Source organism: Sporosarcina sp. Y352 (assembly GCF_056786535.1).
On the sequence record NZ_JBXCJE010000001.1, the window covers coordinates 66,236 to 92,187 of the forward strand.

26 protein-coding genes are annotated in these 25,952 nt (G+C 37.3%); 1 reads left to right on the plus strand and 25 read right to left on the minus strand.

The genetic code is table 11. From position 1 onward, the window contains the following. Window positions 1-21: 21 nt before the first annotated feature. From AC1TO6_RS00395 to AC1TO6_RS00460, 14 genes are all read right to left on the minus strand, one after another. A complete protein-coding gene (locus tag AC1TO6_RS00395; protein WP_482099627.1) occupies window positions 22-813 on the minus strand; it encodes an alpha/beta fold hydrolase in 792 nt (263 codons plus the stop codon). Between the two features lie 22 nt (window positions 814-835). After that, window positions 836-1,339: a cupin domain-containing protein gene (locus AC1TO6_RS00400; RefSeq protein WP_482099628.1), complete on the minus strand. Its 504-nt coding sequence runs from the start codon at window positions 1,337-1,339 to the stop codon at window positions 836-838. 394 nt (window positions 1,340-1,733) lie between these two features. Continuing rightward, window positions 1,734-1,922: a hypothetical protein gene (locus AC1TO6_RS00405; protein WP_482099629.1), complete on the minus strand. Its 189-nt coding sequence runs from the start codon at window positions 1,920-1,922 to the stop codon at window positions 1,734-1,736. After that, window positions 1,919-2,728, minus strand: coding sequence for an IclR family transcriptional regulator (locus AC1TO6_RS00410; RefSeq protein ID WP_482099630.1), 810 nt, complete (start codon window positions 2,726-2,728; stop codon window positions 1,919-1,921). The genes AC1TO6_RS00405 and AC1TO6_RS00410 overlap by 4 nt, the downstream gene beginning before the upstream one ends. A gap of 126 nt (window positions 2,729-2,854) precedes the next feature. Continuing rightward, entirely contained in the window at window positions 2,855-4,336 is a 1,482-nt protein-coding gene (locus AC1TO6_RS00415; RefSeq protein WP_482099631.1) for a sodium:solute symporter family protein, read from the minus strand. Then, window positions 4,336-4,533, minus strand: a complete 198-nt coding sequence (locus AC1TO6_RS00420) for a DUF3311 domain-containing protein (protein ID WP_482099632.1) — start codon at window positions 4,531-4,533, stop codon at window positions 4,336-4,338. The genes AC1TO6_RS00415 and AC1TO6_RS00420 overlap by 1 nt, the downstream gene beginning before the upstream one ends. A 92-nt stretch (window positions 4,534-4,625) precedes the next feature. After that, window positions 4,626-4,823 (minus strand): DUF3311 domain-containing protein, encoded by a 198-nt coding sequence (locus tag AC1TO6_RS00425; protein WP_482099633.1) that lies wholly within the window; start codon window positions 4,821-4,823, stop codon window positions 4,626-4,628. Between the two features lie 1,608 nt (window positions 4,824-6,431). Next, window positions 6,432-7,142 carry a hypothetical protein gene (locus AC1TO6_RS00430; RefSeq protein ID WP_482099634.1) on the minus strand — a complete coding sequence of 237 codons (711 nt, stop codon included), beginning with the start codon at window positions 7,140-7,142 and terminating at the stop codon, window positions 6,432-6,434. A gap of 66 nt (window positions 7,143-7,208) precedes the next feature. Next, window positions 7,209-8,030 carry a S1 RNA-binding domain-containing protein gene (locus AC1TO6_RS00435; RefSeq protein ID WP_482099635.1) on the minus strand — a complete coding sequence of 274 codons (822 nt, stop codon included), beginning with the start codon at window positions 8,028-8,030 and terminating at the stop codon, window positions 7,209-7,211. Between the two features lie 62 nt (window positions 8,031-8,092). Continuing rightward, complete coding sequence (locus AC1TO6_RS00440; RefSeq protein ID WP_482099636.1) at window positions 8,093-9,772, minus strand: type IV secretory system conjugative DNA transfer family protein; 1,680 nt, start codon at window positions 9,770-9,772, stop codon at window positions 8,093-8,095. Between the two features lie 21 nt (window positions 9,773-9,793). After that, the gene (locus AC1TO6_RS00445) at window positions 9,794-10,027 is read right to left on the minus strand and encodes a hypothetical protein (RefSeq protein WP_482099637.1); all 234 of its coding nucleotides are present in this window, start codon (window positions 10,025-10,027) and stop codon (window positions 9,794-9,796) included. 652 nt (window positions 10,028-10,679) lie between these two features. Next, on the minus strand, window positions 10,680-11,318 hold the full coding sequence (locus tag AC1TO6_RS00450) for an HD domain-containing protein (protein WP_482099638.1): 639 nt from the start codon (window positions 11,316-11,318) through the stop codon (window positions 10,680-10,682). A gap of 117 nt (window positions 11,319-11,435) precedes the next feature. After that, entirely contained in the window at window positions 11,436-12,356 is a 921-nt protein-coding gene (locus AC1TO6_RS00455) for a LysR family transcriptional regulator (RefSeq protein ID WP_482100098.1), read from the minus strand. A gap of 200 nt (window positions 12,357-12,556) precedes the next feature. Further along, window positions 12,557-13,030, minus strand: a complete 474-nt coding sequence (locus AC1TO6_RS00460) for an SMI1/KNR4 family protein (protein ID WP_482099639.1) — start codon at window positions 13,028-13,030, stop codon at window positions 12,557-12,559. A gap of 572 nt (window positions 13,031-13,602) precedes the next feature. Between AC1TO6_RS00460 and AC1TO6_RS00465 the strand changes: the two genes are divergently transcribed. Then, window positions 13,603-13,737, plus strand: coding sequence for a hypothetical protein (locus AC1TO6_RS00465; RefSeq protein WP_482099640.1), 135 nt, complete (start codon window positions 13,603-13,605; stop codon window positions 13,735-13,737). A gap of 183 nt (window positions 13,738-13,920) precedes the next feature. Here AC1TO6_RS00465 and AC1TO6_RS00470 read toward each other — a convergent pair whose 3' ends face one another. The 11 genes from AC1TO6_RS00470 to AC1TO6_RS00520 form a co-directional block, all read right to left on the minus strand. After that, window positions 13,921-14,415, minus strand: a complete 495-nt coding sequence (locus AC1TO6_RS00470; protein WP_482099641.1) for a hypothetical protein — start codon at window positions 14,413-14,415, stop codon at window positions 13,921-13,923. Window positions 14,416-14,420: 5 nt separating this feature from the next. Further along, window positions 14,421-14,627: a hypothetical protein gene (locus tag AC1TO6_RS00475; RefSeq protein ID WP_482099642.1), complete on the minus strand. Its 207-nt coding sequence runs from the start codon at window positions 14,625-14,627 to the stop codon at window positions 14,421-14,423. Between the two features lie 81 nt (window positions 14,628-14,708). Then, window positions 14,709-15,497 carry a hypothetical protein gene (locus AC1TO6_RS00480; RefSeq protein ID WP_482099643.1) on the minus strand — a complete coding sequence of 263 codons (789 nt, stop codon included), beginning with the start codon at window positions 15,495-15,497 and terminating at the stop codon, window positions 14,709-14,711. A 94-nt stretch (window positions 15,498-15,591) separates the two neighbouring features. After that, window positions 15,592-15,759, minus strand: coding sequence for a hypothetical protein (locus AC1TO6_RS00485; RefSeq protein ID WP_482099644.1), 168 nt, complete (start codon window positions 15,757-15,759; stop codon window positions 15,592-15,594). Window positions 15,760-16,043: 284 nt separating this feature from the next. After that, window positions 16,044-16,733: a hypothetical protein gene (locus tag AC1TO6_RS00490; RefSeq protein WP_482099645.1), complete on the minus strand. Its 690-nt coding sequence runs from the start codon at window positions 16,731-16,733 to the stop codon at window positions 16,044-16,046. Between the two features lie 278 nt (window positions 16,734-17,011). Then, window positions 17,012-18,034 carry a peptidoglycan DD-metalloendopeptidase family protein gene (locus AC1TO6_RS00495; protein WP_482099646.1) on the minus strand — a complete coding sequence of 341 codons (1,023 nt, stop codon included), beginning with the start codon at window positions 18,032-18,034 and terminating at the stop codon, window positions 17,012-17,014. Between the two features lie 54 nt (window positions 18,035-18,088). Beyond that, window positions 18,089-18,811: a hypothetical protein gene (locus AC1TO6_RS00500; protein WP_482099647.1), complete on the minus strand. Its 723-nt coding sequence runs from the start codon at window positions 18,809-18,811 to the stop codon at window positions 18,089-18,091. Window positions 18,812-18,868: 57 nt separating this feature from the next. Then, entirely contained in the window at window positions 18,869-21,376 is a 2,508-nt protein-coding gene (locus AC1TO6_RS00505; RefSeq protein WP_482099648.1) for a CD3337/EF1877 family mobilome membrane protein, read from the minus strand. Window positions 21,377-21,442: 66 nt separating this feature from the next. Next, window positions 21,443-21,976, minus strand: a complete 534-nt coding sequence (locus tag AC1TO6_RS00510) for a hypothetical protein (RefSeq protein WP_482099649.1) — start codon at window positions 21,974-21,976, stop codon at window positions 21,443-21,445. 32 nt (window positions 21,977-22,008) lie between these two features. Then, the gene (locus tag AC1TO6_RS00515) at window positions 22,009-24,597 is read right to left on the minus strand and encodes an ATP-binding protein (RefSeq protein WP_482099650.1); all 2,589 of its coding nucleotides are present in this window, start codon (window positions 24,595-24,597) and stop codon (window positions 22,009-22,011) included. A gap of 72 nt (window positions 24,598-24,669) precedes the next feature. Then, entirely contained in the window at window positions 24,670-25,944 is a 1,275-nt protein-coding gene (locus AC1TO6_RS00520; protein ID WP_482099651.1) for a hypothetical protein, read from the minus strand. Window positions 25,945-25,952 lie beyond the last annotated feature (8 nt).

The following is a 25,952-nucleotide window of genomic DNA, read 5'->3' on the forward strand; positions in this document are numbered from 1 at the left end:
TTGACCCCCTTTCATTTACTCTTAAATATTTACCTTTTGTTCGTCTAAGAATTTAATAATACTTTCTAGTACTTGTTGATCCTGTTCAAGGTGCACTTGATGACCAGCTTTACTAATTATTTCCCATTCAGAACCATCAATAGCCTTATGAACTTCGTAGGATTGCTTCCAAGGTACTACTTGATCATTTTCGCCTGCAATAATTTTTACAGGGCAGTTAATATTTCTTAATTTCCCCTCGATATTTACTCTATTTATAGCTCTTAGGGATGTAGCATAATTCTTTTTGCTATTTCCCTCTACTATCTTCTTATAAGAAGTCACTTTTTCTGGAATTCTATCAAAAGCCTCTTCATAAAACCCAACTTTAATTATACTGTTTACCATGTCATTCGTTAGTCCATTTAATTCAATTAAAGTTGCTCTTTCGTTAAAGGAATTTGATATTTCTTCTGTAAATTCTTTAAAACATGAAATGGCAACTACACTTTTCACCCATCTGTTCATGTCTGCTGCAGTAGCCAAAGCAATAAGACTTCCTAATGAATGTCCTATTATATTAACCGGCTTACAAGCAACTGTATCGATAATATGACGTATATCATTTAACCATTCTGAAAAATGAATGTTCTGGGAGTTTGATTCGCCAAATCCTCTCATATCTAAATTGATGATATTATAATGTTCGGAAAGTTTTTTCGGAATATCTCCCCAAACATTACGATTTGCTCCTAAGCCATGCAAAAGGATAATAGTTTCACCTTTTCCAAATTCATCGTAATATAGGAGTGTATTATTTATTTTTATTTCCAACTCGAGACCCCCACATGAATTGTTATTTAATTTCCCTGTTTTGGTATTCTTCTTTTTTCCAAGTTACTGGAGCAGCCTCCCCTGCTATGATTGCCATCATATATCCGAAGTCTGTACCAATATTTCGGAATCCTCTCATCAATTCCGTAGGCATCGAAACACAATCCCATTGATCTAATTTCATAGTGGTGTGTTCTCCATCTTCTTCCCAAAACACTTCAAATTCACCACTTAGTACAATGAATACCTCTTCGGTTGTATGATCATGTAACTCTGGTCCGTTACCCGGTGGGCAGCAAACAATTCCAATGGAGAAATTTTCACCCTCAATAGGGGATTTACCTAATTGACTTGCACTTGCTACGGGCCCCATGTAACGGGATAAGCCTCTAAAATGTCCGGGAATATCACAATCTTCCCAAGCCATCCAATTTGGCACGACATCCTTGAATATCGCTACACGTTTTCTAGGGTCTCTTTCTTCCTCTAATTTAGTTACTTTTACAGTTTCAGTGGCATTACTCATAATAAAATCTCCTCCTTAAATTTGTTTGGTGTATCAATACTAGTTTGNGGTGGGCAGCAAACAATTCCAATGGAGAAATTTTCACCCTCAATAGGGGATTTACCTAATTGACTTGCACTTGCTACGGGCCCCATGTAACGGGATAGGCCTCTAAAATGTCCTGGAATATCACAATCTTCCCAAGCCATCCAATTTGGCACGACATCTTTGAATATCGCTACACGTTTTCTAGGATCTCTTTCTTCCTCTAATTTAGTGACTTTTATAGTTTCAGTTGCATTACTCATAATAAAATCTCCTCCTTAAGTTAAGTGTATAAATCATATATCCTATTGACAAAGAAGCTCTGTTCAAAGCGCGAACTACTATTAAATTTTCACCCTCATTAGGGGATTTAACAAATTGACTTTCCCTTGCTACAGGCCCCATGTAACGGGCATAGGCCTCTAAAATTTTCTGGAATATCACAATTTTCCCAAGCCATCCAATTTGGCACGCCATCCTTGAATATCGCTACACGTTTTCTAGGATCACTTTCTTCCTCTAATTTAGTGACTTTTACAGTTTCAGCTGCATTACTCATAATAAAATCTCCTCCTTAAATTTGTTAGGTGTATCAATCATATATCCTATTGACAAAGAAGCTCTGTTCGCAGTGTGAACTACTATTTCAATGAATTCCTTCTTTCTTGCAAAATATCTGTCTTTTGGAATTGTTAAAGCATAAGAACCTATAGGCCTTCCATTTGACATAAATATCGGGGCGGCTACACAGCAGATTCCTAAAGTAAATTCTTCTTCGTCCAAACAGTAACCATCGTTTTGAATTTTCTTTAACTGTTCCTTTAACTGTGCTTTGTTTAAAGGAGTTTTTTCCGTTACTTTTACAAACTCGTAATCTTGAAAATATGAATCTATTTCAACTTCATCCCATTGCGCTATAATTACTTTGGTTGCCGCTCGAGCATGGTAATGTTCACTGTAACCTTCATATAATGCATTTACTCTAATTGCATGAATACCTTCAACAATGGATTGAATGAATATTTCTTCCTCTTTTAACCCTGACAAATAAACAGTTTCTCCTGTTTCATTTTGTAATGCATGTAATTCCTTTAAAAGGTTGATTTCAGGATTAATAGAATCCATAAACGTATTACTTAACCACGGAATCTTAGGTCCTAACAAAAAACGGCCATCTTTCGTTTTAATAAGGTAATTTTCATCTATCAAGGTATTTAAAATGTGGTAACAAGTACTGATATTCATTTTTTTTTCATAGGCAATCTCTTTGACTTCATAACCATTTGGATTTGATCCAATAAAATCTAATACCTTTAACGCCCTCTGTAATGATGAGATTCTAGTAGAACTTTTTTCAATATCCATTTGTTCACCTCCTAAACAAGCATGTCCGCGCTTTTATTTTATGATACCCTGAATTTTCAGTCAATTAATCATTTTCCATATTATGAAATAGCAACTTTAACTCTATTTTTGTCAGTTATTTCAACTTCATTTTTGATTAACTAATTCTGTATCGATTAAAACAGATTTATAACTCTTCATCGGCAAACTCACTATGATTGAAACAGTAATATTTAAAAATAATGCTACTAATCCAATATTAATGTCTTTTATAACTGATGGAAGATCAGGAAATATAGTTCCAATGGTCGTTCCAGTAATCGAACTATAAACTACCAACAATACTCCTGAAATAATACCAGTTGCTACTCCATATTTTGTTATGAAGTTTTTCTTCATTAAACTAAATATAATGCCTGGTAATATTTGCGCTACAATACTGTAAGCCATAATGAAGAGTGCTACAATCGACTCTCCCCCTTGAAAAGTAAAATACACAGATACAAGTGCTATAACAGGTACTAAATACTTTGCTAATTTAGCAACACTTTGCTCAGAAGCAGATGGATGAAATACATGATATACATTTTTTGATAATAAAGTCGCTGTTGATATTAAAATCATGGAACCAGGAACAAGTGCTGCTAATAAACCTGCTGAACCAATAATCCCTACAACCCATGGATCAAACGTTGCAATTGCTAATAGAAGTAAGGATTGATCAACAGCAGCTCCTTGTAACTCAGGTATTTGTAGAACAGCTGCAAAACCTACAAATATTACAAATAATAAAACGAGTTGATACAGTGGCATAACCATCGCATTTTTACGAAAAACTTTTTCATTTTTTGCTGTATAAATTGCTGCAAAAGCATGTGGCCACATGTAAAATCCAAAAGCTGAAACAAATATAGTAGATATGAACCAAGATATGCTAGTAGTTTCCTCAGGAAGAATTAAAAAGTTTGGCTTAGCTGTATTAATCGCTTCAAACATAGGTTGAATTCCTCCATAATGGTGAAATGGAATATAAATACCTATAAATAATACAACAAAAAAGAGTAATATATCTTTAAATACTGCCGTAGATGCAGCTCCGCGAATTCCAGAAATCATTACATATGCCGTAATGACTATGGCGCTGAGCCATATAGCCATTGTTGATGAAATACTCCCAAAAGAGGATACAGAAACTATTAAACCCAGACCTATAAATTGCGTCATAATGTAAGGAATAATCGCTCCAACAGCTACTAAAGAAACAAGAACACCTAATAACTTACTTTTGTATTTACTTACAAAAAAATCTGACTGTGACAATAATTTATGCTTTTCCCCATATTTCCAAATTGCAGGATGAAGAAAGTAAGACATAACAAATGCTAGTGTAGGGTAACAAAGAGCATAAAATGCAGGTGCCCCTTTCCCATAAGCCCAGCCACTCGCTCCAAGAAAAGTAAAAGTAGTATAAATTTCACCAGCCATTAAAAGAAAAACTAAAATACTTCCAAATCCACGTCCTCCAACACTCCACTGCTCTAAATCCATATCTTTCCCACTTCTTGCTTTAATCCCTAGATAAAGAGTAAACAGAATAGTTCCAAAAATAATAAGAAGTGCAATGTTCATTAATTATCCCCCTCCAAATTCCTATTATCTAATTTATAAATAATTGCCATCACCACTGATGTAAGTACTATCCATAAAGTAATCCAAAATAAAAGAAAGGGTAATCCTAATACATATGGTTCTACTTTGTTAACAAATGGAAGAGCGCCGAGCATTCCAATAAACGGAATCAATGCTAGCAAATGAATTAATTTCATACTTAACCTCCTCGTATTGACTTCTGTAGCGCTTACATTATATTATTTAGAATATTAAATCAATGAAAACATTTTCATATTATGAAATAAGATTAATTATCCACCTCCAGATTCCTATTATCTAATTTATAAATAATTGCCATTACCACTGATGTAAGTACTATCCACAAAGTAATCCAAAATAAAAGAAAGGGTAATCCTAATACATATGGTTCTACTTTGTTAACAAATGGAAGAGCGCCGAGCATTCCAATAAAAGGAATCAATGCTAGCAAATGAATTAATTTCATACTTAACACCCTCGTATTAACTTCTGTAGCGCTTACATTATATTATTTAGAATATTAAATCAATGAAAGTATTTTCATATTATGAAATATGCAGTTTAATAGAATACCACGCGTGTTAATTAACCAAAACTATACAACTCGTGCATTATAAATAAGTGCATACCGTTCGAGTATTTTTTTCATTTCTATTCGTCATATAAAAGACAGGGTAGTACAAAGCAGCAGACGTAAAAAAGTGGCTAGTTACAAGGGTTTACGAGCTACTCGCTCACTCGTTTGAACATGAAGATATTTGAATATAATGTATATAATAAGTGCCGAGAACAGATTATTGAAAACCGCATTTCTGTCGTCCCAAATAACACTGGAACATTAAGGGTTTGCTTGATCCTATAGGAAAATGATTTGACCAGCGGCTTTATACATGTCTGCAATTATTTCGGCTGTGATGTCCCATAAACTAGTCACTACACGGATTTTCTTGTCTTCTTGATTTTTTAAAAAATACAACATGGTGACGCTTTTTTGTTTGAATTAGCGGTGCCCCAATTATGCATGTAAAATCCGCTGTCACATACCTCTCGAAGATTTCTTGCGACTTTATTGAATATTTCTATCTTTTATCCAAAAATCAAAATATTGTTTTCAGTCATATAGCGATCCATCTCAACAATCACGACTTAAAGGTGCATGTTCGTTTGACAAACTAACAAGGACATAATGCCGGCACGCTCACCGTGCAAGATCACCCAAGGTAAACGTGTTTTTCGACAGTGATTGTAGTTGATTCAATAGATAAAAGGGTTTTCGGCATCTTCAATTTGCGATGAGCTGCACGATTTAATTTGGCAATGATGATGCCAAATACACGTTTCATAATGGTATAATCGAGTGCTTTCATATGTTTTGACAGTAAGGAATGATCAATGGAAATCAGCCCGACACTTGGGCCAACATCCGCCGAATGACGAAGACTTTTCTACTCATTCGCTACGGCACTTGTTAGTTACGAAATCAGCGTCGAAACCGTGCATTTATACGCTGTATCCATAAAATTCAACTCTTCCAAAATCGATTGTATCTCTGTTACTGAAAGAAAGTTTTGAATCAATGTCTGTAAAGTGGTATTCCATAAGAGATGCCACTTTTATAATTCAAGAAAAAACGCCGACATCACCTGTAGGGGATCAATCGACTTTTAAGAAACCATACAACAGAAAACAAAAGCCATTTTGTTTTCATACTTATTTATTGCCATACCACTATTGAATCCTTTAAACAAAAAAACGATGTCATCCATTGTGGAATCAATCGGTTTTCCAAAATATATATCACGCAATTAATGCGTAAATATAAATTATATATAAGAAAAATTTGTGAACTGTATTATCCGTCTCAACTTTCTAATAGATCTAAAAAATACTAAGATTAAGCATTTTTGCCGAATCACCCATTGCAAAAAAAGTTTGACAACTTCCACCTTTAAATTTGGTGACGGAAAAATAATAAACTATGAATATGTCTTATCTTACTAATAAACAGCGGATAACAAATTATCTTAATTTGAATATGGAAAATATGTCATCTCTATCTTATTTAAGACACTTTCTACAGCAAGTCTCTAATGACTTCTCCACCTTTATCGATTATATACATTCTATTTTGAATGCTATCATTGTCATCTAGTAGGTCTGCATCAATCATTATTCTAACTTTTAAATTTCCCAGGTTCATACTAAGTGGCTGCAAATGACTAATTGATTCAGTAATTATAATAAGACGCTCGTAAAAGTTTTTTTCCCGCCATTTTAAATACATAAGTATATCATTTATCTCACCACGCACTACATATACATAGAGTGGCCTGCCTTGAAATTGGATTATCCCACTGAATGGTTCTTGTATTGGTAATACTATTGATTCCGGAAAATGTTGAAACAATTGAAAGAACAGAAGACGTTTCAAAACATCCTCTGATTTGTATTCGACCCAGTAATTGCTATAATAACAGTCATTCAACCCAGCAATGACTGCTCCATTTATACCTAGTGTGAAAATAGGTATGACCTTCTTGTTTCGATGAATTTCATGACGAACGATTTTCTTCTCTGATACCATGCGTTTTAATCGTTTCTTATCCAAAGAAAATAATCGGGAGAGTTGTGCTCCCCCGATTAACCCTATTGCTGCTAGTGCCTCTAATGCTTTTCGTTCTTTCGGTGATTCTCCGTTGACAAAATCTGAACGTTTTATATTCGATGGTATCCGTGTCCAGTGTAACGACCAATCGTGTAATAATGAATATGGACTAAGTGACATAACTATCTCCTCCTTTGATTAAAACTCAAAGGGGGTCACATCAATTTGACGCAACCCCTATTATTTTTACAGCACACGAGTAATGCGTGTACGAATCTGTTCTTTTTTTGCATCAGTTTCCAATACACGGACAAGCACCCGATCACCCCTTTTAACGTTTTGAAACTTCAAGTGTCGGGCTAAAGAATCGACACCAGCTTCCAGATTGATGAAGACACCGTATTCTCGGACACCTGAGACTGTACCGACATATTCGTTGCCAGAAGTATAGCGTCCGATAGAACGCAGCCACGGGTTATCCTGGGTTGCCTTTGCACTGACTGATACCTTCTTCTCTTCCTTATCAATTTCCAGGACTTTAACTTTCATGTGATCTCCTTGCTTAACCTCTTCTGTTAGATCGTCAATCCAGCCGTATCTGATTTCTTCTAGCGGAATCTTCACTTCTATGCCCCCAATATCAGCACGGACAAGTGAAGGACTGACACTACGAACTACGGCAATGATTTCATCTTCCACTTCGATTTTTTTGAGTGTAATGGTTGCCATGTGATCCAGAGCCGCAAGACGTGAGCCAGTGAACACATCCGCTTCCCTGTCATAATTCAATACTTTGAACACTACGGATTGTCCTGTCATGGCACGGAGCTGACGAAGGTTCGCTGCTCCCGTAAATTCCAAAGGAATGAATCCTCGGATGTTACCGATACCTACGACTGCACATGGCTTATCAAGTAGCTTTTCAATTCCGATAATTGGCGCCTGAATGATTGAGTTATTTTGATGTGCTCCGTAGACCTCTTTCCAATCCTTATCAAAGTTATTTACCGCTTCCACTTTCGATGGGTCAAAACCTTCTATTAGAACTTGCATATTGTTTTCAGCCATTTTAAAATCTCTCCATTTCATTAGTTTATTTTTTGTGAGACATTGAAACCCGTTTCATTTTGCTAATCCCAAAATCCGTCATTAGACTTCACTACATTGCTCGTTTCTTTTGTTTTTGTAACCGGTGACTGCGCATCCTTTGCTTTTGAATCTTGAACGATGGACTTCCTCGTCTCCTTCGAATCCTTTTTCTGTTCAGGCACCCGTTTCAATTCAGGTTCCTGTTTTGTTTCATTTGAAAGAGAATCAGGCGAATATATACTATCAGGAGTTACTTCAAAAGAATGTAGCACTTCAAGGTGGGGCTGGATAATTGGTTCAGTTGCTGATTCAGCCCTCTCTTGATTCGTCTGTCCAAGTTCAGACACCTGTTCTTTTTTCATCTTCATTCGACGGTGAAAATGTTTGAGTAGTCTGTTCCCCTTTAACTTTTTAAATGACGTTCCATCTTCCCATTCCCTCAACTCCTTCCAGTTACGGGGGACAAATTGACCTTTAGCTAACGATGGCTTCTGCGGTGTACCATCCTGCAGGAGTTTATGAACGTAGTTAAATTTCGGTATTCCGTCCATTAAATCTGTTGGATCAAAACGGTACTCTTCATCCTCTGTGTCCCGATATGAATCTGGAAACAGCCGTGGCAACAATATTCGGTTCTTATATGTGCTTTGCCGCATGATGACTTTGTCTTTGCCGAATTCGTCCGCAAAATCTTGTGCATCTTGTGCGGATATACCGCCAAAACAGATTTTGTTTCGGCAGGATGTAAGAATCGCTTGTTTCATTGCCTTTGATCCAAGGTTCCCCGATTCGATTTCAAGTTGACCAAGTGATTGTGTCGCAAAAATACCCGCTACCTTGTATTCGGCAGCGAGTGATAAGAAAATCTCTACATCTGGATTAATATAGCGACTGTATTCATCTACAATCAAAAAATGGGGGATACGTGTATCTTCTGTTCCTGGTCTCCTGAACGTTCCATTTTGTAAATGCATGATCATAAATTGGCCGAAGGCATCACCTGCTTTTCGTAGCTTTCCAAGTGCCGTATTGACCGCAAGGACGCCGCCTTTTTCCAAATGTTCATCAATGTTCACATCACTCTTACCAGTCATGATGGTTCGCAAGGCTTCATTGCTGACGATGTTTTCAAGTTGTGCTCTGAGACCAATTACGAATTGCTGGTATTTCTCACGCATGCTTCCGAGTAATTCTGATTCAAAGAAATGGACCAAGTCCGTCATACCGTCACGGTGCTTAAGTTCCGATACCTTTTGCTGCAAGACATTTTGATCACGTAGCGTGTTCATTACATCAACGATATCCATGTTGTTGCCATGCAGTTCTTTAAGCAGTTTCGTAACGTTACGTGCCGATAGTTCCTGAACGGTTGCGAAGAACGCATCCTGCTTACCAAACAATCCTTTTAATACAACGACCGTTGCCTCTGCTACTGTATCCGTATCACCTTCCATTGGATTGAAACTTGCAGAATCCGGTTTGTCAGGGTCAACGTGAATACACGGGATATCCATTTCTAAACACATTTCATTTACCATTGCCGCCACGTCACCTTTGGGTTCGACAACGGAAATACCTAGTGGCACCCCTCGTTTTTTCTGTAGCAGCAATTGATAAATCATCGGTTTCAATATCGTTGCTGTCTTACCACAACGTGTAGGGCCTACGGCAAGCATATGTGTGAAACAGTCGCTACCTTGCCATACAATGGGCATACCCATCTGCTTCACCTCCTTTCAATATCATTTCTTTATCCAATCCCACTTGCCGAAGTACTCATGGATTTGATCCATTTTGAACGGTGCACGATGATATTCCCCAAAACTGAACAACGTCTGAATGGTTCTTGAAATTTTATATCTGAGTAATTCCAGATGCTCTTTGTTATGTTTTCTAATTAACAATTGATTTGATAGTTCACCTGCCTCCCACAATAACTCGGGAAGCGAGTGGGCATTTTGCGATATACGTTTCATCCAAAACCTCAAGTCCTTTTTATGTTTTTTGGTATCTATCATTCTCAAAAGTAGGATGGAGGTTTCAAGGACGAGAAATCCCAACTCGACTAATTCGGGTGGACTTTTCTTCGCTATATGGACTTCGACTTCCGGGTAGATATACAACTTATTTCTACAGGTTTTAGTATTGAAAAACATATTTTGATTTCTCCCTTCCTTAAAAAGACAATAAAAATAACACGTTTCATTCAATGGCTGAATGGAACGTGTTTTGTGTAGTTTATAACATCTTTATTTAATTAGCTTTCTGAAAAGGAAAAAGATTATATAAAAATTTCACCCTTGTTCAACTAACGCACCAGTTAGTTAAAACTTACTTTTTTAAAAACAGCAATAGATTAATTCTTGTTCTTCTATAAATCGAATATGGATAATGAATCAGAATCAAATGTAAATTAAGCAATAGATTAGGCAGCATCCAAATAGAAATGCTGCCTTTTTCTTAAACTGGTGATTTTCTCACTAATTTATTTAAAGTCAATATAATTTTTTTCTTTGTAGTTTATGAGAGGCAACGTGTGAAGGTATTAAACGTTTAAGAATCTAAGATTAATCCTATATGAACGGTAATCCTTCTACCTCATCACGTTCTTATTTCTTTTTCTTATTCTTATTCTGACCATGGTGAATGTAAAATACAATGGCAGAAGTTCTTATTTTTATATTCCGGTCTAAAATATTGGACAACATCTTCTTTCATATTGCCAAAAGTAGTTTCTGGTTTGTGCTTGAAGCCCTCATAAAATGATGGAATAATTTCCTTTTTGAAGTTATTACGAGGGAAATATTTTATAATTTCTTCCCGTAAGTCTTCTGGAAATTGATCAAAACCATCACCCATGACATCTAAACCTACGCCGGAAAATAATAGTGCTACTTCAGACTCTTTATGCTCGGCAATACCTGGAGTAGTATGCAATGCAATAGCATCCCACACTAGACGAATTGACTCATCTGGAATTTGATACTGCTGCAGGAAACTTCTTGCAGCATTTGCACCGTCAACTTCAAACCGTAAATCTGGACTACTATACTCTTTGGTTAAACCTAAATCATGGAATAATGCACTGACATACAATAGCTCTAAATCATAATTCTGCTTCGCTTTCTGCCCATTCACCGCCCCAAATAAAAATACTCGATTGGAGTGATTCCACAAAAGGTCATTACCATTCTCACGTAGAATATCGGCTGCATCTTTCGCTAACCTTGAATCCGGAATTTTGATACCTGCTATTTCTTGTCGCATGATTAATAAACCCCTTTACAATCAATATTTCTCATCTCCATGAGTTGTCTTTATTGTAAAGAGGACTTCATCATTTGTCTATTGCATCATATCTATAATAATGATAGAAAAAAGCTATCATAAAAAAACCTTCAAAGAATCAATCGTATCCTTCTCTGTGTAAAAATGAAGTTTTTCAATTTCACGTACTAACAGCTTAATAAATTTACGTGCTGCAAAATCAATAAAACAATTCTTTTTCATTACGAGAAAAACAGCACTGGTCAAAGTTGGGTTTTCAATCTGTTGGAAAAATAAATCTCTTGTATCATAAAATTCGTACAATGTACGTGAGACAACACTGCGACCAACACCACTTCGGACAATATTTAAGATAGAATCAATACTAGAAGTTTCAATAATAGGCTCTATGTGCTTACCAACCTCATAGCTCGTTTTATCAAGTAGTTTTCTACATTGATGTATACCTGGAAATAAAATAAGTGGTTCATCCAATACAGAAGAAAATGAAATCTTCTTTTCTCCATTACTTTGATTACTAATCAAGTAGAACTCTTCATCATATAACTTCGTGACTTGTAACGCATCATAGTGATTAAGATTGAAACCTATACCAAAATCAGCTCGGTTTTCTAAAACAGCCATTTCCACCTGATCAGTGGTTTTAATGACTACTTTAATGTTAGGGTGCAGTTGGTTAAATTGAATACATAAAGTAGATACCAAATCTGTTATTTCCCCGGGTAACACAGCAATTTTTAATTCTCCTATTTCTACTTTTGTAAATGCTGTTATTTGAGAGGACATACTTTGTATGGAACTTTGAATATTTAATGCTTCACGCTGTACAATTTCTCCTACCTTAGTAAGCTCAATCCTCTTGCCAACACGGTTAAAAAGTGGATGTCCTACCTCTGTTTCAAGCACCTTAATTTGATGACTTAAAGTGGGTTGTGATATTCCTAATTTTTCAGCTGCTTTAGTAAAATGTAGTTCCTTACTAACCATTAAAAAGTATTCTATATGTCGTAATTCGATATCATTTCACCCTTTCTAATGCAAAATCTATATTTATTGCATACTTAATAAGACCTTCTATATATTAAGTTAATTTAATTAATAAAATTATGCTACTAATTGGTCCAAGATTTGATCACAAATTAAAGAACACTCTTAAACTAACCTGCCCCGTTAGTTGAACAAGGTTTCGTTGAATAGTTGAGCAGATATCGTAATCCTTAGATAATTGCATTTTTAAACAAAGATGCAAGATTTTCTGCTAGTTGAGCTTTAGTAAGATCATCGTGATATATACGATAAACTCTTGTCTCGTCTGAGTTTAGTTTGACATATATAGGGTCGCCGCTACCGTGGGAGCAACTAGCTAGAAAAACGTATCCATCTTTTAATGCAGATATTCCAGGTTCAAATTCAGTATTTTCTTCAATTATGTCGTCAACATCACCATATATCATATAAGAAATTCCGTCATAATCCTCATCTGGCTCATATTCTTGGATCCCAAACTCCGTATCAATTAAAGGAACTGTTGTATAAAGTTCGATATACCAATTTGGTAACTTTATCTTCAATTCTTTTTCTAATTTTGCTATGACACTTTCACTTACTGTTTTACCAACAAAATCGGGATATTTTATCTTAATTCTATCGACCAGTCTTCTGGCTTCCAAAGTAATTTCATTATTCGTCATAATTGAGTACCCCCATAAAGACTTCACTTAATTCAATGTGTATGCATACATGTTTATATGCAATTTTAAAATCAGTGACTTTTATTCAGCTCTTTTCGTTTGGAAACATTAAACTATAATAACCAATACTTTAAAATATGGAATTCCTTCTTGAACTAAACTGCTCCGTCAGTTTAATAAGAACAGAGTCGCTTATTAAAAAATCGCCCCCCTTTACGTTAAGGGCATTTCATCACGATATATTCGGAAATAATTTAATTCCTGTCAAACCACCGACAAAAGCAGATAATACAGCAATTATCACTGAGGTAATAAGACAGCTATAACTCATAAGAAGTAACCCCTGAAACGTTTAATATCACGGGTTTCTTCTTATACTGCCGGTTCTTATGAAAATTGATGGTAGATACTATACTGCTGGACAGATTATTTTTCTAGACAAAATGAAAACTTTTATGGCGAAATTAGAAGGCCATGGAAATATAAAATGAAGAAAAATCAGGGTATTCCGTGAGAAACTGAATCATTTTCTTTAGAATAGAATTATAGCTAAAAGTGGAGGTGACGTGATTTTGAATCTTAAAGACAATTCAAAAAAAATTATATCGGCAGCGAGCGACCTGCTGAAAGATGATAAAAACAGGGAAAAGGCGAAAAGTTTTCTTTCTTCAGCCTTGAAACAAGCAAAAAAAATGAAAAATAAATAAGGAACAGTATAGAAAAAAACATGATTCTGTTATAGAATCATGTTTTTGTTATGACCCTGCAGCTGCATTCAGCTTAAGGGACACCCTTTTTCACCCGTTAGTCGAACAAGATTTCCATAACATTATTGTAAACCAAATACTGTAAATGGGATAATTTAATTATCAATTCAAATTTAGTGTTTGTCAATTATCATCATTATCGGTTGAAGCACCTAGAATGATTCTAACTTCCCCTCGCTGTATTCTCTCCTTTTCCTCTTTCCTTTTTTCAAAATAGCTTTTGTTCGGCTGTTCCTCAATTCGTTGGTTGCCACGCTTTTTCTTGTAGGAGATTTCTGCTCGTATGAAAACGACGTTCAGATATATTCCGATAATACCAAGCAATACCAATGTTAATTTCATCATCGTCAATCGAGATAGAAACTTTTCCATGTCCCAGGCTGAATAGGTGAGACTTGATAGGAACATGACCCCGAACAAAGTCATAGTGATTGACATTAGTTTGTCCAACTTCTTATTTTTCGACTGTTGTATCTTCTTGACGACGAAATAGATCACCACAGTTACCAGTCCCGAAAACAGGATTAACTTTGCAGGTGGGATATAGACAGCATTGTACATGGCTGTCATGCCCAATGCTGCCGTTAAAAGACTAATCGCAACGATGAAAACTTGCAATGAAATCAACCCTTTCTGCTGCGGGCACTCGACACTTCCAGATTCAACACGAAGACGAGTTCGTCGGCCAGGAGTTCACGCATGGTACGGTGCATTCTCTTTTGCTCCTCTTCACCCAAGTGCACGGCAATTTCGTTATTTAGCCCCTTTGCATGTGCTGTTAGTTTTGTCATCTCCAGTAGTTCAGGAATGACTTGATTATTGGTTTGCATGTTCTTTTTCCCCTTTCATATTTTAGATAATGTGTTTTCAAAATGTCTTTTGAAGGGCAGTTCCTTCTATATAACAGTTGTTTAGATTGCGGACAGATAGTCCACAAGATCCCCAGTATCAATTTCAAGGTAATTGACATGATGAATCTCTTCTAATAGCTGCTCATGCATCTTTCGAGTGTTTGAAGTTGTTACGATAAGCACTTTCCGTCCGTCTAATTCGTACATTTCTTTGCGGTATTGTCGGATGTTATATATTTTGACCAAATCCGTGTCGAGCAGATTCACTAGATACTTTTCTTCTCCTTCGTGCCGGACGATTCGTTCTAAACCATCGTACGATTTCCTTCGGGTAACTTCTAAATTCGTTTTAAAGGACAGGTCATATATATCGTAGTCTTCAAGAAACTTCATGACGTTATCTTCATCTTCGAATAGACGGAGATAGTATTTCGCAAAGACATACGGGAATATTTTCAAACTTTGGCATTGTACAATTAGATTTTCATCTATAGAGAGGACATTGACAATTGTGCTGAAACTCTTTTGGCTTTTTGCAAATATCATATAGTTGGGATACTTGGATTCCTTTATCTCCTTAGCGGTTTTGTTAAGATTCATTTTGCTGATACCGTGCATGAACATGTAAAATAAGTAGCCTTCTCCTTTGGGACTCGTTAACATCCCCTGCACGTTGGCCCCACGGTTTAATTCACATTCTACTTTGACCTGACGACTGTCTTTCATTACCCATTGATACTTTTCTAAATCAATCATAATATCGTTACTTGATAGTAGGAACGGGAGATGCCTTATGTTTACTCGTAATTGGTCTGCACTCCGTTCAACAACCACCCCCTGCTTTCGCAAGCAGGTGATGCCCGTTTCACTAATTCTATGGTAATTTCCTTGTCGCTTCTGATTGGCGAGATACCCTCGTATCGGGAGTGTGCTGATTAATCTGCTAGTTTCGCAATAATGCTAATTTCTTGTACGTGTACCACTTCGACATTTCGTAGCGTCGCATGATCTGCTCCGTACTCAACGCTCGATGTTCATAGAGGCCTTTTAGTATCTCAATATCACGAGCTTGCAGAACCTTCACGACCTGTTTATTACCCGTCCTCGACATACTGTTTCCTCCTTTTTGATTGTTCGCGCCGGCTGTTTATTTTCGGTCACTTCTACACTGCGCTACGAATTGATTCAACTAAACTACTTGAGTTTTTCTTTAATTTTCTTAATTCGCTAGTAATGAACGAGTACGCTGTACCTACAAATGTTTGTCTAGCATAAACGGGGTACAATATAAGCTAATTTCTTGCATCCAATATTAGGGGTTTCAGAATTCTTTAATATTGGATATGAATCTCAGCATCTATATCAAGGTGCAATATAATACTTTCTAGAAAAGGATTACCCCCAAAATTCAGCTGCAGGAATTCCGTTTTTTTCTTTGCTCTCTGTGTCTACTATTTCTGTCTTTTTGATTTCCTCTAGTTTATATTCTTCAATAATGGTCTCTTTTCTTGACGCTTCTATAACTTTTAACAACTCCCAATGTTCATCCAGCAAGTAAGACATAAAATTTGAGAAATTGTCCTGTGACACTACATAAACTTGAACATGATTTCCTTTTGGATCAAGAAACCCTACATCAACATTCCATACTCTTGACCAGCTATCATCCCCAATTAACCCCGTTTGACGAATAGCATCTTGAATAAGCTTTCTGTTTCTGTTGTCTAAATCGCGTATCTGCATATTGTTAAAGTAATGAACTGTGATAATGACGGACTGACTAAACTTGAAATCTATCTTGGTAAAGTCATACGAATCAAATGTTGCACGGTTATAATAGTGACGAATCAACGCCAAATAATCCCTATCGTTTTCTTTATAGGCTGGCAGTGCTCCTTCATATGAAAATTGAAAAACAGGATAACCATTGATGAGCATTGGTTTTACCTTAGCCATTGGATATACCGTTGTTCTCTTAATCGCTACATCATTTCCACCTAACTTATTTATTTCCGACATTATATAAACCTTCAATTCCTCAATACTTTTTAATTTCTCGAAAAGCATCTTCTTTTCAGACTCCATAAAGTTCATTCCTTTCTTGTTTGGAGACGTTATTTCCCCAGCCAAACCCCTGATACATTCACATTCTTTAACCCAAACGTCGGACGTTAATGAAACTATTCCAACACGAATAGCCCAACGTCAGACGTTAGGTAAAACAAACCTTATAACACCAACAATTAATTGGTGTTTTAACGTCGGACGTTCATTTTTCACAACGTCCGACGTTGGCAAATATAAACACTGTTCTATCAACGTTTACACGCAACATTAACGTCGGACAAATCATTTTCGTTTACTTACTTATCTTCAACAGCCGTATATTCCGTTAAATATGGCATAGGATCTTCTTTTCCGCCCGCACGAATTATCTCAAAGTGTAGGTGGTTTCCGGTTGATGTTCCCGTAGAACCACATGTACCGAGTATGTCCCCTTGAGAAATCACGTCATTTATTTTTACATTCGTGGAATTTAGATGGGCGTACAATGTGGTGATTTCGCCATGATTTACGATTACATGTAACCCATATCCATTTGACCAACCAGATCCAGAGGCAAAAATAACATTCCCGCTTTGGGATGAAAGAATAGGGTCACCGTTTGCACAAGCAAGGTCTACTCCCGTATGAAGTCTTACATCTCCGTAAACGGTCCGATAGCCAAATGGACTTGTAATCCGTAAGCCATTTAAAACAGGAAGCATCCAGTCACCAACGACATGAACTTCGCAGTTCATCGTTAGGCCACCAAATTGAGCTACCAACGCGGTAACATTTGGAGCCCAATGATTGTTTAATCCGGTTGGGTCATTGTCAGCTCCTATTGGGGCATAGACACTTCCTAAATCAGATATCGTAATCAAGCCATCTTTGATGATGCGATTGTGTAGCGTCTTCCCCAAGGCCTTTATCCCTTCTTCAATTGTTGCAAATGAAAATAAATATTTACTTCCAGTTGAAGGGTCCATTAACCCACCCGGATTGTTTTTCAACATAACGGCAGCAGATGATCCAAATCCTGTTTCATGAAAAGCAATACTGGCCATCAGGATTGGATCAATTCCGTACTCTTCGGCAACTTCTATAAACACTTGCCCTTTGCCAGTAAATTTACCTGCGTCATTAAATTGAGAAAAGTACACTGTTCCACTTATTTCCCCATCAGGACGGCAGACCGCGCCACCAGCAAAGTTCATTCTTTCATCATCCTCTTCAGTAAAGACTACGAATATAGCGAAGAAGAGAAAAAGAGCGAGAATAGAAAGCAGAAGAAGTAAACCTGGGCTGGCTATAACAGGAACAATCCATAGCAACTTTTTCATAATAGCTCAACGAACGATTCACTCTTAAAAGAGGTTTTGTTCGCCATTCCCCCCCTATCTTTTTTGGTTATAATTCAAATAGTAATCAGTGATTTGAAAATGACCTTGACCGTCTTTTTCAAACATCATGCTGTAAATATCTGTGTCTTTTCTAATCGCTCCTTTGCCATCTACTACTTCACTTATAACAACTGCATCCCATGAGATAGCTATCAACGTAGGGGCTATAGGATCTTTAATTTCGACCGATAGCACTTTTCTCGTATCGATGCCTATTACGTTTTTTAACCCTTCAATTTCTTCCTCTTTGCTACCTTTCAGTAAGTTGATATTTCCTTGTACCAACAATCCCTCGACAGAATCCAAATGACTAATTGGAGTTCCCTTATCAAATGCATGTATCTTCTGGGCAAACTCTTTAGCCATAGCTTTTGTTTGTTCCAAATCTTTTTCTGGAAACATGTCGCTTTGAGTAGGGTTTTTCGAAACTTCATCAGGCACTTTCAAATAACTTTCTTCAGGGTTTTCATCGTAATCTGCATTGGTCTCTACTTTATTTGCCTTTTCACCTATAGCTTTTTCTGTTTCTGATTCACCTTTGGGGGTATACTGCCAAATGCCATTATTTTCATTACCGATTGGCTTTTCAATCATTTGGTCTAACGCCTTCTTCTTTTTCTCTTTATCAACAAATCCAACAATAAAACCCAATAATAAAAGCGTGATAGAAAGCCCCATCACGCAGATCATCATTATTTTTTTTGATCGTTCATTCACCGCATTAGTCAGCTCCTCTTTATAACAATCCTAATTACGCTTTTTAAAGAGAAAGTGTCAGTCGGGTGTCTTATCAAAAGATCTTAGACTTTCTCCTTCAATAGGGGTACTCCTATCTTGTTCTAATTCAGTCGGTCTCCTTTCATTTTCAATGTTACTGGTAAACTTATCAGCAAAACTAGTCTGCCATTCTCCATGTTCTGCTCCATCAACAACCAAATCAAAATGCCTGTTCATTTCGCTTTGACTTATAGTCTCAATACCTCGAGTTTTCAAAGTGTCCAACGTCTGATTTATCATTTCAGGAGGCAAGTCTTTATTCGCGAGTGCATTTGTAATCATCGATTTATTCAGATGGAGTTCATATTCAACTTCTCCATAAACATCTTTCCTCTCCTTCTGCAATTGCTGAGACTTCTCGTCACCTGAAGTAGCTTTTGCGAAAGTATCCGTGTCACCTTCAGCTAGATTGCCTTGATCCATCAATTTGTGATATCGTGTTTGCAATTCTCTATTACTCACTTCATGTAGTCCTTGCTTATCCAATGCTTGCATCGTTGTATCCACCTTGTCCGTCACCATTCCTTTGTCAGACAGAACAGCTTTTGTCTGTTCTTGTTTCTTCTCTCTACCAGGGAACAATACGTCTTTTTCCATTTCGGTGGCATTGCTTTTTCTATTGTCTGAGATACCATTTACAAATGAGTTAGAGAAATTACCGTCTAAGTCTCCTGAGCTCCTAATTTTATTGAATTGCTCGTCCAGTTCTTCGTCCGTTAGATTATTAATTCCAGCCTCTTCCAAGGCCTCCACTGTATCCATTTTCATTTCTGGAGTCAGATTATTCTTGTCAAAGAAATTATCTAGTTTGCTCTTATCTAAACCTGTTAGTTTCGTTGCGTCTTGTGATTGCGCCATTTTATTCAAATGTGCTAAATGTTGGGCTTTCATTGCAGAGCCAGCAACATCGCTTACGCGACCTTCCCCAGTAACTACCTTACCGACAGAACCACCAATTGCAGCACCTGTCATTGCGCCTGCCGGACCACCACCTGCAACTGCACCAGCAACTGCACCACCGACGGTTGCTACATTCTGTACTCCTTTTTTGAATGGTGCGGCGAACGTACCTGAACTTTCTCGAAGCTCGCGAATTGTATTTGAACCAGATGAGAAAATATCTTTGATTCTGTTCCGTAAGATAAATATTGTTCCAAACAATAATAAATTGAAAGTTCCTGCTCCTACATAACTATAAAAAGGATTGGAAGCTCCGGTTATCGATTTGAAATCTCCAGCGTAAATAATATCTGAAATCACAAACACAATTAATGCAATAAATGATACAAATATCTTTAAAGCTAATGGGATACCAAGTTCAATGAAGTATCGTTTTAAGACACTAAATTGTCCTGGTATTGCACCGATTAGTAATGCGAATGGTGCAAGTGCTGCGATGACCATAAACCAGAACTGAAATAGAATTAAACAAAGAGATAATAGATATATGGGCAGAGACACGAGCCCATTGATCATCATGTAGAAATATGAGAATGCTAAACGGCTATTTACCGCAGAGTATTTCATCATGTGATTACTATGTCCATTATTTGAAGCTTCATCTTCAATGACTTTAGTTAATCTCTCTTCACCAACGGGCACTTTCAGGATGTTTTTTACACGTTGTACTCCTCTTTCCCTATCACCACTGCCCAATGACTTAACATCATGCGTTCCATACTGCATATAAAGATATGGTCTATCAACAAACATCCCCCAAATACTATCTTTCATTTTCAATCTTGGATCATCAATATTCGATTCTAAACCATCCGAATGACTTGGCAGACTCACAACAAAACCACTAAGGTCAGTTGTGATTTTGTTCGCTCCTGTTAAAAGGGTTGTGTAATTCGCAAACATGAGAATTGCGATTGTAAGCGCAATAATTGTTTGAAAAACTGAGGAGAAAGATTCAAAGAATGCCCGTTTAACAATAAACACATACAACGCATACATACCTGTCAAAACCGCAATCAATTTTACCAAGTTTCCGAAAAGCCCGTTTCCTATACTGAATGCCCCGCCAGAAATACCCGTGATATTTGACATAAGTGATTCTAACTCAATAATGATTTTCTCAGTGAAATCTGCTGTATATGCCAAGTCATACATGACTAACATGGTATAGGTCAAAAACATGTTTATATCAAAAACTATATTGTTGACCAAATTGACCATTTCGCTAAGTTTGTTTCCCACATTCTCTTTTACATCAGCCCACCCGAAAAGTTTGTCATAGGTATCAGCCCAGAACTTTTCCCCTTCCTCAGAAGACTCTACGTCTTTATCCGATACGGCATCCAAATGATAGTAAGATTTTCCGTCATCTTTAAATTCACCATATTGATCTGTGATAATATCCATGATGTCTGTTTTCGGAGTAAAGTCTTCTCCATCGTCCGCTAATCCGGTTCGGGTTATACCCAAGGCAAAAAACAGAGTTACTATGATAACGCCACAAAATACTCTCTTAAAGTTAGGTAGCATAAAATTTTCAGGCATTAAAAATAACCCTATGCAATTAGCAAGGGTTATCGAAAGCCTGTTACCTCCTCTTTTATTTAGTAATTAACCTTCTGGTAACTCATGAAGTACAGAACCAGTTTCAGAATTACTATCATTAATCATTTCTGGCCTATCTCCATAATATGATTCAATTTCCCATTCACTATCATCAGCTTTTTTTATTATAATCCAGCTGTTAGTTAAAACATCTTTGTCGTCTGGTGAACGATACCTATAATAGACTTCTCCCTTTTCATCATTGTAGAAATTATCATATCTTCTCAATTCATAATTATCCTCAAGCTCCTCAAAACGTTTTGGATACTCATGACTGTCTAATAGATATGATTTCTTTTCTTTCAATTCTTCAACACCATCTGAAGACAAATACTTCAAGATTTCAGGATAGTTTTGTTCAATCTTCATTACCATAAAGTCATGAGCAATCTTATCCGTTTCTTCAAATACCTCTGCATATTTCTTCGTATTATCATCAGCTTTTACAGATGTTTCTCCATCAGATTCAGAGCTACACGCTACCATCAAAACAGTCATGGCTAACAGAATAAAGAATCCCCATATACCTTTTTTATACAATTCACCACTCCCTTTCAATGGCTTTTATGTTATCACACTACTCTAACTTTTTCACGTTCACGTTCTGCTTCAGATGAGGTAGAAGAGTCGAACGCATCCAATAATTCTATGAACACTGGATTGATTTTAACGACTGCAGAACGACCATAAATATCTTGGAACAGGGCTTCTCCACGATCCAACGATTTCAAAATTTCAATATTTGCATCCGTCTTAGGAAGGTTCAAATAATCTAACATTTCTTCAGCTTCACTTGTTTTGCGCAATCCGAAACTGAATTTCATCCCCATATTGGCAACATCATTTCCATGGTCTGAGGCATTTTGCGACCCCTTCATGAGTGTCGTGTTATAGAAACGACCCATACGGACAATGAAATCCATCAGTTCAGAACCGATTGCACTTCGCTCAATGGCACTCGCTTCATCTTGCAGGATGAATTTATGAGTTCCCCTATCTCCTTTGAACATGTATTGCTTTGTCCATGCGGTGATTGAAATCATAATCGCCTCAGAAATCTTATGGATCGTTCTAGCATTCTTCTTTTCGCTGGATGAAGGCAAATTCAAGTTTTGAATCATCAAGACCTGAATTGGTTTATCGTGCTCCAACACTTTGAAATTCTGACCGACCTCACCAAATAACAACATGGATAGCTGGTTCCGTTTCAACGTTTCCAGCGTACCTCTTAACCTTTCCAATGACTCATAGCGGTTATTCGACATACTCTCGGGACGATTCTCGTACAAGTCATGGAGAAAGGTCAGGACGCGCCCAATGCAAGGGTCTTCCTCATTTGACACTTCTTCCACAGCTTCACTCAAAATGTTATAGGCATCTTCGTTCAGGTTGATATTCGCGAGATACGAGAGGATATCCATAGTGATATCTTTCGCTTCCTCAATGCTCGTACTTGTTCTAAATGGGTCCAGTGAACCCGCATCGTCAGGGTCAGAGCCAAGTGTCCATACTTCAATAAACTCTTTCGGAATGAACGGTAGCCCCTTATCCCATCCTGTTCGGTCACCTTTGGGATCGATGATCAATCCCTTTGAACCGGTTAGGGTCGCTAGATAAATGAACAAATTCATGAAGAAGGATTTTCCCCGTCCAGTCATTCCGGCTACAAGCACCGATATGGAATCCACAACGTTACCCAATCCATCAAATGCCTTAGCAGCTAGATCGGGCTGGATAAAGACCGGTTTTGAAAACTGAGAAGTATGACCGATATAAAAGCCTCGATTATCTCCAATGTTCGTCGTAGCACCGAACATCATACCTGCTAGTACCCCGGGGGCGACTTCCATCTTGTAATCATCATGATACTTTTTTGAACCAGGAATTGATTCCAATAGAAAATGGAGTTGTTCGCCATAAGGTGCAACAATCTTCAAACCAAACTTTGATAATTCATTCCGCAATAAGCCAACTCGTGTCTTTAATTGCTCCTCTGATTCAGCTGTTACCTTGAAAATAAAAGAACAAGCAAAGCCAGGGAATCCTGTTTGTTTGAAGTAGTTTTCCATCTGGATTGTTCCGCTTTGTGAAGCATCGACACTCATGTCCACATCTTGGCCACCTTTCTCGGCCTCTTTCCGCTGGTCCCTGAATTCCAATTTGGCGTTGGACAATTTCTTTTTAATGATTTCATTCGGCTGATTTTCTGCACGGATAGAAACAGTTAATGGGAACGGCATACGCAGTTGAATTCGATAGAGCCATTCACTTCCTGGATGATATTGAACGTCATCCATATATTCGATGGTCAAATATTGACAGTAAAGATTTTCTATTTCATTAGCATTGGTGATACGACTTAACAGTAATGTCTTCGGTCCTATTTCTTTGATGTTCGTATTCTGTAAATCGAAGAATTCTTTTTTACTATTACGTACCGCTTTATGTTTATTGCCCTGCTTATCAATTCCTTCAACATTGGTTCCGATATCATAGGAAATGCGAGGCTGAACATCGGTATTGTTGTTTCGCGTACTGAAACTCTTTTCGATGATAAATACTAACTCTTCGGTTGTCACTTTATGAATACGCGAACCGAAAGAATTTGCTATTGTAGATTCGATGGATACAGCTTGGCTTTCGAAAGCTTTAATCTGACTTTCCAGTATGTCGTCAGGATACAATCCCACTGCTTGATACAACGGAGAGCTGAAACCCTCAAAGAACTTCTTGAGAGAAGTTAAAGCATTAATTCCAGCGTTACCAGATAGGTATCTATTCTTCTCGGGGTCTAATTGAATGCCGATGTAATGATGATATTCACTGGACTCATTCAATTCTCTTTCATTTTCCAAGGCCTTTTTGACTTGCTCGATAAATTTAACCCCATTTTCTTTTAGGGGATATTCCTTCAATTTCATTTCTTCAATTGTTGAATTTAAAATACCTTTTATATTCGTGGGGTTAGGAATTACTAGATAATGCAGATCAAGACCAACGTTCGTTAAGAAAGACATCTGTTGTTGAAAAGGCATTACCTTTTCATCATCTTCTAAGAAATCATAATTGAATCCGTCTATTTTGTAATATGCCCATACGGTACCGTCATGTGAAAAAACTAAGTTGTTTTCAATATGCTTGACTGGAAATTCGATTTTCACGTTTACCACTTCCTTTGTATTTAATGAAAAATAGAAGCCCTGCATATTACACGGGCTCCTATTCGTGTTAATTCATTGATCTTCTTCAACTGTAATAGTATCCACTGGATTAATATTCACTTCAGGCTTTGTAGTCTCTGTTAGCTCTTTCGTACTTGGCAATTCAGGTTCAAGCGGTTCGGTCGGAACTTCTTGAACTTCTGGAATTGTAGGCTCTTCCAGTTCTGTTGGGATCACCGGAACAGTTGGATTCTCTGGTTCCACGGGTTCTTCCGGAATTTCTGGAAGAGTAGGTTCAACAGGTGCGGTTGGATCAAATGGTTCGATTCGTTCTTCTGGATTTGTTGGTTCAACTGGTTCAACTGGTTCTCCCGGAATTATTGGGTCAGTTGAATTCTCGAGATCTATGGGTTCATCTGGCGTTGTCGGATCTTCAGTATCTGTAGGTTCTACAGGTTCTGATGTATCGGCAGGCTCCTCTGGTATGATAGGATTTTCCGTCTCGGAAGGCTTTTCGGGCTTAATTGGTTCTTCGGATTCCACCGGATTTTCTGGAATAGCCAGTTCGTTTGGTTCTACTATTTCTGAGATTCCGGGTTTATCTGGAATGATAGGCTCAACAGGTACAGTCTGGTCTTTCGGAATTTCTGACTCAACATGTCCAACTGGTACTGGTGTAATTCTAGGCTCAGCCTCTATTGATTCCTGAATAACTGGTTTTGATTGTTGTTCAGGTTGAGATGGTTTACTAGGTAACACTGGCTCACTTGGTGTTACTTTGTCCACTGGCTTTTCAGCAAGTATGGGTTCAGTCGGTTCTTTAAATTGTTCAGGCTCATCTACTACCCCGACTAATTCGACTGGTTCAACAATGACTGGTTTTAAGTTTGCTAAGTCATTTTCCGTTTCCTCATTTCGTTTTTCAACAGCGACTGCAACTAGAGAGTCATTCAAGTCTTGAAACTCATCTTCATCATCTTCAAAAATTGCCAGGTCTTTCACATGATGTTTATCAGCATTTGCGATTGAGTTGTCTAAATCCGAATAGTCATCTTGGTCATCAAATAGGGACAAAGATGGTTCTTCATTCTTGATTGCGGTTGCGACAATATCATCAATGTCATCCTCTTCTTTCATCGTAATTACTTCAAGTCTATTGGAGATGACTTTGTCGTTTTCATCTTTTTGTTTTACAACTTCCTCACCGTTTTCTTCGACATTGTTTTTATCATTCAATAAATTGTAGCTAGTGTATCCCACACCACTTGCTAAAATGGCAGACAGGGCAATTGCCCCGACCACCGCAACTTTCTTTTTCATGTCTTTGTCTTTATTTTCGTTAGACAAGTGAATTC

Excerpts from the sequence above, each read along its gene's own strand:
- AC1TO6_RS00425 (WP_482099633.1), bottom strand. The coding sequence starts at position 4,823 with ATGAAATTAATTCATTTGCTAGCATTGATTCCTTTTATTGGAATGCTC.
- AC1TO6_RS00445 (WP_482099637.1), bottom strand. The coding sequence starts at position 10,027 with ATGAAACGTATATCGCAAAATGCCCACTCGCTTCCCGAGTTATTGTGG.
- AC1TO6_RS00475 (WP_482099642.1), bottom strand. The coding sequence starts at position 14,627 with ATGCAAACCAATAATCAAGTCATTCCTGAACTACTGGAGATGACAAAA.
- AC1TO6_RS00505 (WP_482099648.1), bottom strand. The coding sequence starts at position 21,376 with ATGCCTGAAAATTTTATGCTACCTAACTTTAAGAGAGTATTTTGTGGC.
- AC1TO6_RS00400 (WP_482099628.1), bottom strand. The coding sequence starts at position 1,339 with ATGAGTAATGCCACTGAAACTGTAAAAGTAACTAAATTAGAGGAAGAA.
- AC1TO6_RS00435 (WP_482099635.1), bottom strand. The coding sequence starts at position 8,030 with ATGGCTGAAAACAATATGCAAGTTCTAATAGAAGGTTTTGACCCATCG.
- AC1TO6_RS00485 (WP_482099644.1), bottom strand. The coding sequence starts at position 15,759 with ATGTCGAGGACGGGTAATAAACAGGTCGTGAAGGTTCTGCAAGCTCGT.
- AC1TO6_RS00495 (WP_482099646.1), bottom strand. The coding sequence starts at position 18,034 with ATGAAAAAGTTGCTATGGATTGTTCCTGTTATAGCCAGCCCAGGTTTA.
- AC1TO6_RS00460 (WP_482099639.1), bottom strand. The coding sequence starts at position 13,030 with ATGACGAATAATGAAATTACTTTGGAAGCCAGAAGACTGGTCGATAGA.
- AC1TO6_RS00440 (WP_482099636.1), bottom strand. The coding sequence starts at position 9,772 with ATGGGTATGCCCATTGTATGGCAAGGTAGCGACTGTTTCACACATATG.
- AC1TO6_RS00420 (WP_482099632.1), bottom strand. The coding sequence starts at position 4,533 with ATGAAATTAATTCATTTGCTAGCATTGATTCCGTTTATTGGAATGCTC.
- AC1TO6_RS00415 (WP_482099631.1), bottom strand. The coding sequence starts at position 4,336 with ATGAACATTGCACTTCTTATTATTTTTGGAACTATTCTGTTTACTCTT.
- AC1TO6_RS00450 (WP_482099638.1), bottom strand. The coding sequence starts at position 11,318 with ATGCGACAAGAAATAGCAGGTATCAAAATTCCGGATTCAAGGTTAGCG.
- AC1TO6_RS00430 (WP_482099634.1), bottom strand. The coding sequence starts at position 7,142 with ATGTCACTTAGTCCATATTCATTATTACACGATTGGTCGTTACACTGG.
- AC1TO6_RS00410 (WP_482099630.1), bottom strand. The coding sequence starts at position 2,728 with ATGGATATTGAAAAAAGTTCTACTAGAATCTCATCATTACAGAGGGCG.
- AC1TO6_RS00405 (WP_482099629.1), bottom strand. The coding sequence starts at position 1,922 with ATGAGTAATGCAGCTGAAACTGTAAAAGTCACTAAATTAGAGGAAGAA.
- AC1TO6_RS00490 (WP_482099645.1), bottom strand. The coding sequence starts at position 16,733 with ATGGAGTCTGAAAAGAAGATGCTTTTCGAGAAATTAAAAAGTATTGAG.